A 12,558-nucleotide genomic window follows, 5' to 3' on the forward strand; every position below is an offset into this window, starting at 1 on the left:
CGGGGTAGATTCTGTCATTGATCTGGTTTTTGAATGAGTGTTTTTAACTCTGACATTGCGGACTTCATTAACGCTTCGACATCTTTGTTTGTGTGCTTTGCTTCGACAATAGCCATCAAAGCCACTGGACTCACACGCAGGACATCGCATAGATCACGAATCAACGCGATTGTTGCAGAGTATTCCCCTTTCTCAATGTTACGGATGTAGCGGTCGGTAGCGATAGGCTGAAAAGCCTCCTGCGTGAGGCCTCGGTGGAGCCGAATGGAGCGGAAGACATTACCGAAAGCTTCGTTGTAGTCCATGTCCAGTACCCAAAAGTGAGTATTGAACACGTTGCGCACGTGCAGGAACAGGAAGTATACTTCCTGAAAGCGGGCGTTCTCCCGCTTTTCGGGGCTTTTGGCCCTCACCAGGCTGAGGTGGCAAGGAAAAAGCGGCAGTATCTGAGCTGTCGGAGCAGCAGTAACTTTTGAGGATGGGTGATCATATGTTCGAAACCAACGACCAAGCCCGACTGCAACCCAGCATCTACTTCGCCCCTGAGGAAGGCACCCACCAGTGGGCATACATCTCACAGACGGCGAACAACGAGTGGTTTTACGTCACCTATGAGACTGCTGATGAAGAGATGATATACCGTCAGCAGATGATGATACCGATGGCGCCCTACGTGTTGGCCTTGGCAACCAGGGATACACCGGAAGCATTCATTCAAGCCGTCAAGCTTGTCTCTCCGCCATGGCTCAATGGAAGTGACACCTGGCTGATGGAGGAAATAAAGACAATTGGTTTAATTGGCGCCAAGTACGTGTATGAGCTAAGCGATGGCAGGATTTATCCTTCCGAACTGTCCGATATACCGGCAAAAACTATGTGGCCCAAGGGTGAGAGCTGATGTACAGACCATTGGAGCTAGGGCTCGTATCGAGGCATTCGAGCCTTTTCGGCGATCAACGCAGCGCGCAGGATAATTTTACCTTCGAATGTACGAATGGTTGGTTTGATCTAATTGCAGCCAATCTTAAGCTCGTTGAGCGTTACGCCGAGCTAGAGCGACTGAAGGTCGAGATTACCCAAGTCAAAGAAAAATTTGGGCTATTGCGTGTGTATCACCGTGGAGGTGACGATGTGGTCGATCGTCTTCTCGATATTGCTGAGTTAGTTTCCGCGGGTATCTGCGAGATCTGTGGGGCTCAGGGAAGCGTAGCTGAGCAACAAGGATGGCTTCGTGCCCGTTGTCACTTGCATCTGGAGATGAGTGAGCCGAACGCGATACTCAGCAGCAATCAGGGCTATATAAATAGCTACGCGAAATGCGTGTCGCTCCTGCTCTGGTTCTTCAAGGGTAACTCTGTGAGATGGACCAATCAGGAGTGCGTGGGGCTCGGTGGGCGGCGCCCCTCTGAGCTTCTCGCTTCAACCGAAGGGTGTGAGGAGGTCTATACGCTGATTCGAAGGCTGGAGAACGGGGTGATGCTTTGAAGCTCAATGCCCTTTATCACTCCCATATCGTGATGGCCAACCATCCTGATCTTGAGAGCTTTCTCCGTAAGAGGTTCGAATGGGAATTCCAACAAGGCAAGGTTGATTTTCAGCAGGTGCGGAGCATGGTCTCATCTCCCAGGCTGATGTCCTACAGCGTTCAATGCTTCAGTCACCCCGGGCTTGCGGTCGCGGGTGAGTCCTATTTGAGCCTCCATACGATGATTGCTGAGGGGAGCCGGAAGACCTATGCGATCTCTATGCAAGATTGGCTCGAAATAACCGATGTAGTGGAGTCGGTTGAGTGGTGCGAGCCCTTTGACAAGGCATTGATGAACGTGCAGGTTTGGCCATTTGTGCCCTCAACGCTGGGCCCATTCGCCATGGCGGTTGCGGTAGGCCTCAGCTTCACGCCGATGGAGTTAATCGCCGAGTCAAGGATATCTTCGGCAATAGACGAGATGATTGCAGAGTGGGGTTACTATGCTGATGAGTTGTGAATGTAAAGGCGACAGCAACGATGTCCTGTCAATGGTAGCTACCGAATCCCCTGTTGGGCTTTTGCTCTAATTGCGGCTTTGCATTTTACAGATAACGCTGAAATTTTCAGTGAAGCCTGAACCGCTTTTTCATGGAAGCTTTTATATTTTTCATAGGGTTCGTCGTTCTCAATGAGAGATGCGACTTCAGTAAAATTCCCCCAGAAGATGTTCATTTGGCCGTAGATTTCTTCTATCAGACTATAGGCTTCGTTAAAATGTATTTCGATTGTTGCTCTGGCAGTATCCAAGCGCTCGCAGCCTTCGATATACCGCTTGTCATATTCCAGCTTACTAGTTTTAGCATTTTCCATGATGTCTAGAGAGGTAAGCGAATATTCACGACATATGAAGCTAAGAGCTTTGTGAGCTTCCGCATAGTTAGATAGAGTCGCTGCACGCCGCTTTTCATCAGTGGCGGCTTCGATTTTCAGAGATTCGAGCTGATATTGCGCTTCTTGGGTTTCGCGTGCTGCACGTAACTGTGCCCGAGATGCTAAGCCTGCGCCCAGCAATGCGGAGGCTGCCGCGATAATGGCGGTCAAGACTGCTAATACTGATAGATTACCTTAGATGAAGTCCAAATTTCAGTAGGGCACCACAATATCGAAAACTCCAGGCCATTGACAGGATCAGCGGCCCGTCTAATGGACGCTTCAACCGTGACCTGGCGTAGCTACCCAAAGAACTCATCGCGACTGGTCGCGTCGCCCAACGCCCTTGTGGCGGGCGGTTGAGTGGATTCGCGGCTATACATGTTGACGAGTTTATAGCCGATGGGGAGGACAGTATGAGTTCCGCTCGACACGATTTTCAGCAGTTTGTCGCATGGCTACATGACCCGGAGCGCGGTGCAACAGAAGACACGCGGCGGCTCGCTAACCTGATCGAGGGCAATTTTGAGGCAGTGTCCGCAAGCTCCCGTAGTCAGAGCAGGCGCTCAGCCACCTTAGCCCTGCTTGCCCGAGAGTCAATGCTGGCGACCAGTGCTGCGCCACCGGCATTCACGAATGTCACGCGGACCGGTGCGTGGTCGTGGAGTGCATTGGAAAGCCTCACTGTAGGGCCTTTCAGAGGTTTCAGGGCACCGGAAACCTTCAACCGACCTCCTAGAGCACGGACCATCGTGGCCTAAAATGCATTTTGGAATGAGCAGAGGATTTTGACGTTGACGCGCACTTTCGCCTGTATAGTTGAAGCTGTAGAGCCGCGGATCCATGAAGAGCTTTCCTGCCATGGCATTGCTCCAATCTCAGCTGATCGGAAGAGGGTAGGCCAGGTAATCAACATTCTGCTGGGTAACTATCTGAGACACGCCGCCACCGGTGGCAATTTGGTAGTCAGCGCTAGGATGACTTCAGAGGGGCTAGCACTGTTGTTCAGCGACAGTGGTCGGGGCCTGACTGAAGACGAGCTACAACGGGTGTTCCAAAGCTTTTGGCTTAAGGAACTTTCCGGACAAGGCGCGCCGGCGGCAGTGGGCTGGGCTTATCAGTTGCGCAAGCAACCTGCTCTGCTCATGGTGGATCAATCAGCGCTGTCTCGGATAGACGCAGTGTTATGACCATCACTGTCTCACTCCCGGTTTGAGTGCGCTCTGTTGAAGCTCCTATTACAAGTCCCTTGCAGTCGATGGTGTCTGCAAGGGACTCATGCGTCCATCTGAGCTGTCCAAGTCATTAGCTTGTGCACGATGGTGAGAGGGCTCGTGTGCGTATAGACTGCGGCTCATGGCTGAGCAGTCTTACCTTATTAGTCGACGAGTTGTATGAAGGAAGAGACAAACCTCGCGCATCTGCTCTTGCAGAGCGATCCCGATCATGATGATCGGCCAGCAGTCGCCACGCGCGTCCGAGTCATCGACAGCCACTTGGAACAGCCCGTCCACTCTCACCGGAAGGGGCAGCTTGTAGTCAGTCTGCATGGGGGAGTGACGTGTGAAGTACCAGATGCATTATGGATCGCGCCTCCGCATTATGGCGTCTGGGTACCAGGTGGCGTAGATCACAGGAGCAGGGCCACTGACAATGCCCGAATCTGCTTCTTGCTAATTGAGCCCGGTGCACTCGATATGCCCGCTGAATGCTGCACGGTCAAGATCGCCCCGATGATCCGGGAAATGATCCAGCACCTAGTCGATCAAGGATTGGACTATCCGCGTAATGGCCGGACAGCAAGGCTGGTCAGCGTACTGTTGGAGCAACTTTCAACTGCACCAGTCGAGCAGCTCAAGCTGCCCATTTCTCAGCATCCCAAGCTGCAATTGATCGCTCAGACTTTCGCCAGCGAGTGTTCGAATCGACTGAGTCTGATGGAATGGGCTGATCGAATGGCAATGAGTGAAAAAACGCTCGCGCGTCTCGTGGTCAGAGAAACTGGGCTCACGTTTGGGCGATGGCGGCAGCGGTTCAAGCTGTTGCTTGCACTTCAGTTGTTGGCCTCAGGTATGACTGTGCAAAGAGTGGCCGGTGATCTGGGTTACGACTCGGTAACGGCCTTCATTACGATGTTCAAGAAAGCGTTGGGGGTATCCCCCGGAAAATACTTCTCAGATCCCACCTGAGAAGAGTGGCTGCCGCTTGAAGGACAGCCATTCTTTAGCGCTTTCCGGCGTCACTGCTATCAGGCTTGGAAGCGCGAGAACGCAAAATTGGATGGGTCGATTCTGGGTTTGACCCCTTGAATGATGTCAGCAACCAGCTCACCCGACCCAGGCCCTTGTGTCATGCCCCACGAATGCGCGGTGTTGATAATCAGCCCAGGATATTGATCAACCGGAGAGATTACTGGGGAGTGATCAGCAGCGATGTCCATTCGGCCACCCCAACGCTCAAGGACCCGCGAATCCTTGAAGACAGGGAATTCGGCCCTCAGTCTCGCCAACGCAAGATCACAAAACTCATGACTGGGGTCTGGCGCCCCGATCCGGACCCTTTCGAACGGGCTTATCTCATCCATTGCCCAATGTGTAGGCTCGGTGAAAGAGCGAATAAAGTCACGGTTCAATGAATAGTACATCGGCAGCACTGAGGTACTGTTCATAACCTGCGGCAGGAAGTCGGCGCCGATCGTGAAGCTTTCGCGGATGATGGGGGCTGTGAAAAGTCGGGGCGCGTTCGCGTACGTGCCGTCTGCCTGAAGTCGCCAATATACGCCGGTACCGATTGCGCCATTACCCTTGGGCGCACCACTCACTGCGGAGAGGCGCTGCTGGGAAAGGTATACAGGCATAGTTCGCAGCTGCAAGCCGTAATTGCCCAGGAACAGCCTTGACCAAGCACCACCCGCCAGCACTACCGTCTTGGCACGGATGGCTCCACGCTCTGTCACCACGCCACTGATCTTACCAGCTTCCGTTTCAACGCCTCGGACTGCGCAGTGGGTGTAAATCTTGACCCCTTTGGATTGAAGGTAGCGGGCGATCATGGGCGCGCCGATCTCTGGGTCCACAGATGCGGCATCCTCCTCCAGTCCGGCCATTTGCCAAGGCGTACGAGCGCCAGGGATTCGTTGCTGGAGTTCATCGCCTTCAATGAAGCGCACATTCAGCAGGTCTGGGTCTGGAAACGCTTGCTTGGCTTCGCGTGCCCATTCACGTGCTTTGAGCATTCCCTCTTCGCTCGTGTAAGTCTGGACGCGCGGCTGTATACGCCAACTGGTGTCGGCATTGATTCGCTCGTTCATACCTTTCCAAAGCTGCTTGCTTCTAAGCACAAGGGGAAGAACCCGATCATCAAGTTCCCAGCAGATGATCTGGCTGTAAGCCCGGCCGGACTGTTCCCCTGCAATCACTCCTTTCTCACAGATCACTACATCCATGCCGCGCTCTGCCAGGCACAACGCTGTACAGACACCCTGGATACCGCCGCCAATAATCACGACATCAGCAGATTTGGGTAACTCACCGGATGTTGAGTCAACGGGTAGCGACCGAGACTTGGACTCCATCAGCACACCTTCTCGTTGAAGCATCGGCGTGATAGCAGCACCGGCTGCTACCGCTCCTGCACCGATGCCCGCCCCGATCAGCAGCTTACGTCTGGACAGGTTCAATGTTCTTTCCTTAAACAGTTTTTGTCAGGAATTATTATCATCTGTCAGCGATTGGATGGATCGCTAAACACAGTCGATGAATCGCTGAAAACGGTCTTTGGAAGTTCGTTCAAAGGGGAAGGGCAGGCGCAGTCCGGCCCTGGGTGGCGGGTTAACTTGGAGGGGTGAGTATCGGCTCAGATTTGCCCGGTGGCGGGCTATGCGGTTCTAGGGGGCCACCCGTCTAGCTTGGGGCATGCGGCGGCAAGGAGGCCACAAAGAAGTGGGGCTTGCCGCCGCTAGCGCAAATTGCCAAGGGTGCTACAAGTGCTGTTGGGCGATAGCGGCAACAGTCCTTGAGTGCATGCGCCGTTTGAGACAGATAGCCAGTGCAGCGATCATCACTGGGATGGTCAACACAGTGAAGATGTCGGCGATTGATAAACCCCACGTCGTGATGATCGCCCCGGAGCCTGCCCCGAGAATTGCCCCCACCCGACCGATGCCGAAGACCCAGCTGACACCCGTCGCCCGTATAGGTGTTGGGTAGTGAGCCGCGCCCAGCGCAAAGCAGCCTGCGTTTGCGGACATCAGTACGTAGCCCAGCAAGAAGACAAGCGTGCCGACTATGGCAAATGAACTACTGAAGAAAGCGATCATCAAGGTGAACACGGCGCAGCCAGCGAACATGATGCTCACGATCTTGTCTGGCTGGAACCGATCCATTTTCAGCCCAACCGTGAAGTTGCCGATGGCGCCGCCGACTTGAAGGATTATCCCTAACGTCACTGCTTGTGAGTAAGACATACCAGCCGCGCTTGCCGTGAGCGGGAGCCAATTACTCAGGAAGTAGAGGTGGAAAAAGCCCATGAACATCGCAAGCCAGATGGTCAGGGTGCCCATTCTGTAATTGCGATTCAACAATGCTACTGGCCCACGTATCGTGTCTTCGCTGGCCACTTGCTCACTGTTGATGAACTTTGTTGAGCCACTGGCACTGCCTGGCATCAGTTCGTTGGCTGCCGTTACGAGACGCTCATGAGGTTGATCACGCTGGAGGCGGAATCGTAGTGACTCTGGGAGCCATATGATGAGTGCAAGGACTAACAAAAGGGGTAACAGACCGCCAGTTACGAACACGGCACGCCAGCTATAGAGCTGTATCAGATGTTCGCTGACCAGGCCGCAAAGGGCACCCCCCATACCAAACCCGCACCACGCCGACGTCACCAGGAGCGAGCGCCGGCGTAGTGGGGCGCACTCAGCCAGCAGAGTGGTGATATTCGGCATTGTCGCGCCTAGCCCAACACCTGTGAGAAAGCGCGCTGCGGTCAGGGTGTGGAGGCCGCTCATAAACGCACAGGTAAGGCAAAATACGCCCACCGCACACACAGCTGCAATGATGACCCAGCGCCTGCCGAATCGATCAGCTAGGGGGCCAGCGAGCAGAGAGCCGATAGATAGCCCAACTATGCCGCTCATCATCAAGGGCCCCAGGTCGCCCCGGCTTATGCCCCAGTCTTGAAGTAGAGCAGGGGCGATGAAGCCCATCATCATGGTGTCGAAACCATCCAGCATCAGAATCAGAAGGCCGAGGATGATCACGGTTTTCTGTTGCCTTCCAATTGGACGGTTGTCCAGGAAGGTATGCACGTCTAGCACGTTATTATTCATCTTGTTGTACTCGTACGGCTTGTAAGCGGGAAGTGGGGCTTTCGCCCCACTGCTATTTGGCCATGGCACGTAACTCGGCGGTGGCGATCTTATCGACTCGGCCTGAATCGGCGTCTACGACTGCCCGATAGTTTTCCCGCGCGAAGGCCGCGGTCATCTTGTGGTTCCAGACATCCTGCTCGATGTCCTCCAGCGGTCGATCGAGAGGGTTACCGAAACCGCCGCCACCAGGTTGGGTGTGTGAAACCACGTCGTTCCGGGCAATGGTGATACCCACCTTGCTCGGCAGGAAACGAGTCTCGCTGCCGTGTTGTAATGCATTGACCGCCGGGCTTGCAGGTAGGCCACCTTGCAGGCCGTAGGGGCGGAATTTCATCCGGTCGGCGCGCAGTTGCAGCAGGACGTCGTCAGCCAGCACACGGTAGCTGCGCAACACACCCAGGCCGCCACGGTAACGGCCGGCGCCAAAACTGTCGGCCACCAGCTCATAGGCTTCAACACGTACCGGATGCTGTGCTTCCAGAGTTTCGACCGGGGTGTTCGAGAGGTTTTGCGAAGCGTTAGTGATTGCCTCCACACCATCGGCATGTGGTCGCGCGCCCCAAGCACCGCAGACCATGTCGACGATGATGTAGCCCTCGCCATTGTCTTTCTTGCCGGACAAGCACACGACGGTATTACCGCCTTCACCTGCTGCCGGAATGCGATCGGGGACGACTTGCGCCAATGCGCCCAACATGGCGTCGAACACTCGATAGCCAGTGAGTGCGCGAGCAGCCACCGCAGCAGGTTCCAGTGGATTCAGAACGGTTCCTTCCGGCACATGCACATCGACGCAGCGGAACAGTCCTTCGTTGTTCGGTACGTCACCTTTGAGTGCGCAGCGCACACTCAGGTAAGTGCAGGACTTGGTATAGGACAGCGTCGAGTTGATCGCGGCACGTACCTGCGGGGAACTGCCGGTGTAATCCACGCTGACCCGATCCTCATGGACGGTGACTGCCACACGCACGGGAATCGGATCTTCCGACAGGCCATCGTCATCGATGAAGTCCTCGAAGACGAAGGTGCCTTTCGGCCAATTACGGATTTCTTCTCGCGTCAGGCGCTCGGCGTAGTCGAGCAGTTCAGCGAAATAGCGGCGACTATCGTCACGGCCATAGCGATCGAGCAGGCGCGTCAGTTCGCGACTGCCAACTTGGCAGGCGGCGTATTGAGCACGGAGGTCGCCCAGCACTCGGTCAGGCACGCGGACGTTTTGCGCGATGATGCGCTCCATGATGTCGTTGATCTTTCCGGCTTCGTACAGCTTCACCACCGGAATGCGCAGACCTTCCTGGTAGATCTCAGTAGAGTCGCTGGCGTTGGACCCCGGGACGCGTCCGCCGACGTCGGTGTGGTGGCAGATGACCACGCTGTAGCCTTCGATCTCGCCTTTATAGAAGAAAGGCGCAAACATGAAGATATCTGGCAGGTGCATGCCGCCTTGGTACGGGTCGTTGACGATCACTGCATCCCCAGGTTGCAGGCTATCGCCATAGCGAAGTTTAACCTGCGCCATTGCCTCGGGAATGGCACCCAGGTGGAGTGCGATGGTTTTGGCCTGAGCGATCATCTGCCCATGGCGGTCACAGATGGCCGCCGAGTAATCCATGACGTCCTTGACGATTTCCGAGCGAGCGGTGCGCAGCACGGTGTAGGCCACTTCATCGACGATCGAGTCCATGGCGTTCTTTACGACAGCAAAGGTGATTGGATCGATGGCCTGGCTCATGCGCGGATCTCCTGGATGTTGATGGTGATATTCCCGATGCTGTCTGCATGGGCGCTACAGCCTGGCGGCACAACGATGGTAGTGTCGTAAGACTCAATGATCAGAGGACCCTGTACCGGCTTCAAACCGATGCTCGCTCTTGGCACCACTGGGGTGGATTGCAGCGGAGCGTCAGGATCGAAGCTGACCAGGCGCTCACCTTCGGACCCTTGCAAGGCAGTTGAGTCGACTTTGCAATCTGCAAACTCCAGTCGATGAGCACTGCGACCCCGTGCGCTCACGCGCAGGTTCACCAGCTCCAGCGGTTCGTCGCTCGCATATCCGAACGTTTGCAGATACTGGGCGTTGAAATCTTTGCCCAGCTGGTCGAGTGCTTGCTGATCGATCTGGGCACTGCTCAGCGGGACTGTCAGTTCAGAGCTTTGTCCCAGGTAACGGACGTCTGCCGAGTAGACAACTTGAGCGGCGTCAGCTGCGTAGCCTTCACTCGCGAGTACGGTGAAGCCTTGGTCGCCGAGGGCAATCGCCTCGGTCGACAACGTACTCAAGTCGCATTGTGCGAACGGACGGAGGATGGCTTTCACGAAGTTGTGCTCAGCGTCAGCTGTGAGCATGCCGGCAGAGCAGAACACTCCTGACATGATTGGCGCTACGACGCGGCGGATACCTAGCAAGCGAGCCACGGCAACTGCGTGAAGAGGGCCGCCGCCGCCGAATGCCATCATCGACATTTCACGGGGATCCAGGCCTCGTTCGACAGTTACGGCACGGATCGCGCGGGCCATGTTCACGTTTGCCAAATGGCGGATGCCATGGGCAGCCTTGAGCAGGTCGAGTTGCAGTGGTTGGCCGATGTATTGTTCGATGGCTTTGGCCGAGCGTTCTGGGAACACCGGCAGGCTACCGCCCGCCAGAGCGGTTGGGTTCAGATAGCCCAGTACCATGTTTGCATCGGTGACCGTCGGTTGATCGTTGCCCTTGTTATAGCAGGCCGGACCTGGATAGGCGCCCGCGGATTCAGGACCAACGCAGAGCAACCCGCCGGCATCGATCCAGGCGATCGAGCCGCCACCCGCGCCGACCTCGGCGATATCGATAGCAGGGACCTTGAGTACATAACCGCCACCCTTAACGAAGCGGCTTGGAGCACTGATACCGTCGCGGAACTCGTACTCGTTGGTCAGAGAAGGCTGACCGTCAACAACGAGGGCCGCCTTTGCGGTAGTACCGCCCATGTCGAAGATGATCTGGTTACTGTCGCCTGCTAGCGCACCGATTCGTGCTGCGCCGGTTACGCCGCCCGCAGGACCGGAGGCTACCGCAAATACCGGTTTTTCACTTGCCGATGCAATGCCCATCATGCCGCCGTTGGAGGCCATTACCTGCAACGAGGCGCGAACACCCATCGCTTCGAGGTCCTGCCGCAGACGAGCCAGGTAGGTCCGCATGGCTGGGAGGATGTAGGCATTCACCACTGTCGTACTGGTGCGCTCGTACTCCTTGATTTCTGGCAGTACCTCAAACGAGGCGCTGACCAGTACCTGAGGGAAATGTTGCTGGAGAAGCTGCTTGGCACGGCGTTCGTGAGCTGGGTTGATGTAGCTATTGATGAATGCGATCGCGATCGCAGTCACGCCTTCGTCGATCAACGACTTTGCTTCACGAAGCAGTTGGTCTTCGTCCAGGGGAGTTACGACGTCGCCAGTCGCGCTCATGCGCTCCTGGATACCCCGCCTCCAGCGGCGAGTAGCCAGGGGTTCAGGTTTGCTCCAGGAAAGGTCAAACATGGTGGGAGTGCGGATGCGACCAATTTCGAGCACATCTCGGAACCCTGCGGTGGTCAGGACGCCAGTCTTGGCACCGACTTTTTGCAGGATGGTGTTGGAGGCGGTGGTCGTGCCGTGCACGATTTCGGTGATATCGCCTGGCTCGACACCAGCTTGCTGAAGCAGGGTGCTCAAACCTTGCACGATGGCTTCGCCGAGGTTTTCGGGAGTTGTCGAGGTTTTGTTGACGAACAGGCGGCCATCTGGCATCGCGAGCACGACGTCTGTGAACGTGCCTCCGATGTCGCATCCTACCCGTACGCCCCTGCTGATTTTTGTTGTTGATGCAGTGCTCATGATCGCTCCACTGGCTTGTTGATCATCGGTACTAACTAACTGGACGTTCAGTTAGTAAGTGGTAAGCTAGAATCAAATCGGGCCCGTGTCAAATGGGTATGCAAGGAAGAATGTTTCGCGGCGGAGCCGCTGATACACTCGCTAGGAATGGCTACACAGAGGACTGCCGCAGCATGAAAGATGACGCTCAGACGGTTGCTAAGCCGCGAACTCGCAATGCCGCCCTAACGAAAGAAAATATCTTGAAGGTGGCTACACGTGAGTTTGCGGAACGGGGGTACGACGGGGCGAGCATCGAGGCAATCGTGCTGACCTGCAAAATCAGCAAAAATCTGATCTATCACTATTTCGACAGCAAGGAGGGCTTGTTCATTGAGGTGATGGAGCGGGCCTACGGTGCGATGCGTGGCAGGCAAAATGAGCTGTCGTTGTCAGGCGACCCGGTACGCGACATGCGTGAATTGGTGCAGAAAACGGTGCAGCACTTCATTGACCAGCCTGATTTTCACCTACTGCTGTCGACGGAGAATCTGCACAAGGCCGCTCACATCCGAAAGTCGACCGTGATTTCTCAGATGTTCAACCCCCTGCGGGCGGCGCTCTCGGAAATCCTGAAGCAGGGCAAGGAGCAAGGTGTCTTTCGCCAAGATGCGGAATGGGTTGATCTATACGTTTCAATCTCGGGTCTTGGTGCATATTTCATCACCAATCGCTACACGCTTTCCTACGTCCTGGGCGTCGATCTGGATTCGCCCGAGCGCAAGGCATCTCGCTTGAAGCATGCGTCGGATGTGATTATGAGTTATCTCTGCGATCTGGGCCCACGAGCCTGACCCCTTCCTAGGCCAATCAATTGGTGAATTGCGCGCACATCACGACTCCGGTCGTGATGCGCATGCCCGTGGCCCGCTCTCCGGGCCTGACGTAAGCG

General features: G+C 55.7%; 12 protein-coding genes and 1 pseudogene. 7 read left to right on the plus strand and 6 right to left on the minus strand.

Features of this window, described 5'->3' with window-relative positions; genetic code table 11:
- Positions 1–14: 14 nt before the first annotated feature.
- Positions 15–305: a helix-turn-helix domain-containing protein gene (locus tag ACIPZF_RS01340; protein ID WP_400794495.1), complete on the minus strand. Its 291-nt coding sequence runs from the start codon at positions 303–305 to the stop codon at positions 15–17.
- A gap of 185 nt (positions 306–490) precedes the next feature.
- Between ACIPZF_RS01340 and ACIPZF_RS01345 the strand changes: the two genes are divergently transcribed.
- Genes ACIPZF_RS01345 through ACIPZF_RS01355 form a run of 3 tightly spaced genes read left to right on the plus strand, consistent with a single transcriptional unit; the run spans position 491 to position 1,985 of the window.
- Entirely contained in the window at positions 491–898 is a 408-nt protein-coding gene (locus tag ACIPZF_RS01345; RefSeq protein ID WP_400794497.1) for a hypothetical protein, read from the plus strand.
- On the plus strand, positions 898–1,485 hold the full coding sequence (locus ACIPZF_RS01350) for a hypothetical protein (RefSeq protein ID WP_400794498.1): 588 nt from the start codon (positions 898–900) through the stop codon (positions 1,483–1,485). The genes ACIPZF_RS01345 and ACIPZF_RS01350 overlap by 1 nt, the downstream gene beginning before the upstream one ends.
- On the plus strand, positions 1,482–1,985 hold the full coding sequence (locus ACIPZF_RS01355) for a hypothetical protein (RefSeq protein ID WP_391154369.1): 504 nt from the start codon (positions 1,482–1,484) through the stop codon (positions 1,983–1,985). The genes ACIPZF_RS01350 and ACIPZF_RS01355 overlap by 4 nt, the downstream gene beginning before the upstream one ends.
- Positions 1,986–2,023: 38 nt before the next feature.
- On the opposite strand, the gene ACIPZF_RS01360 is transcribed toward ACIPZF_RS01355, so the two are convergent.
- Complete coding sequence (locus ACIPZF_RS01360) at positions 2,024–2,569, minus strand: hypothetical protein (protein WP_400794500.1); 546 nt, start codon at positions 2,567–2,569, stop codon at positions 2,024–2,026.
- Between the two features lie 623 nt (positions 2,570–3,192).
- Here ACIPZF_RS01360 and ACIPZF_RS01365 point away from each other — a divergent pair.
- From ACIPZF_RS01365 to ACIPZF_RS01375, 3 genes and pseudogenes are all read left to right on the plus strand, one after another.
- Positions 3,193–3,456, plus strand: a pseudogene (locus ACIPZF_RS01365) (ATP-binding protein); the annotation flags it as partial.
- 50 nt (positions 3,457–3,506) lie between these two features.
- A complete protein-coding gene (locus ACIPZF_RS01370; RefSeq protein WP_400795005.1) occupies positions 3,507–3,614 on the plus strand; it encodes a hypothetical protein in 108 nt (35 codons plus the stop codon).
- 178 nt (positions 3,615–3,792) lie between these two features.
- Entirely contained in the window at positions 3,793–4,587 is a 795-nt protein-coding gene (locus ACIPZF_RS01375; RefSeq protein ID WP_400794502.1) for an AraC family transcriptional regulator, read from the plus strand.
- Between the two features lie 59 nt (positions 4,588–4,646).
- Here the strand turns inward: ACIPZF_RS01375 and ACIPZF_RS01380 are convergent, their stop codons facing one another.
- The 4 genes from ACIPZF_RS01380 to ACIPZF_RS01395 all read right to left on the minus strand — a co-directional run bounded on the left by ACIPZF_RS01380 (position 4,647) and on the right by ACIPZF_RS01395 (position 11,627).
- Positions 4,647–6,077 carry an NAD(P)/FAD-dependent oxidoreductase gene (locus ACIPZF_RS01380; protein WP_400794504.1) on the minus strand — a complete coding sequence of 477 codons (1,431 nt, stop codon included), beginning with the start codon at positions 6,075–6,077 and terminating at the stop codon, positions 4,647–4,649.
- 300 nt (positions 6,078–6,377) lie between these two features.
- Positions 6,378–7,730, minus strand: coding sequence for an MFS transporter (locus ACIPZF_RS01385; RefSeq protein WP_400794506.1), 1,353 nt, complete (start codon positions 7,728–7,730; stop codon positions 6,378–6,380).
- Between the two features lie 52 nt (positions 7,731–7,782).
- Positions 7,783–9,504 (minus strand): hydantoinase B/oxoprolinase family protein, encoded by a 1,722-nt coding sequence (locus ACIPZF_RS01390; RefSeq protein ID WP_400794508.1) that lies wholly within the window; start codon positions 9,502–9,504, stop codon positions 7,783–7,785.
- Complete coding sequence (locus ACIPZF_RS01395; RefSeq protein WP_400794510.1) at positions 9,501–11,627, minus strand: hydantoinase/oxoprolinase family protein; 2,127 nt, start codon at positions 11,625–11,627, stop codon at positions 9,501–9,503. The genes ACIPZF_RS01390 and ACIPZF_RS01395 overlap by 4 nt, the downstream gene beginning before the upstream one ends.
- A gap of 173 nt (positions 11,628–11,800) precedes the next feature.
- On the opposite strand from ACIPZF_RS01395, the gene ACIPZF_RS01400 reads away from it, so the two are divergent.
- Positions 11,801–12,460, plus strand: coding sequence for a TetR/AcrR family transcriptional regulator (locus tag ACIPZF_RS01400; RefSeq protein WP_400794512.1), 660 nt, complete (start codon positions 11,801–11,803; stop codon positions 12,458–12,460).
- Positions 12,461–12,558: the final 98 nt, after the last annotated feature.

This window comes from Pseudomonas sp. NPDC089752, assembly GCF_044748725.1.
In the GTDB taxonomy this organism is placed as follows: domain Bacteria; phylum Pseudomonadota; class Gammaproteobacteria; order Pseudomonadales; family Pseudomonadaceae; genus Aquipseudomonas.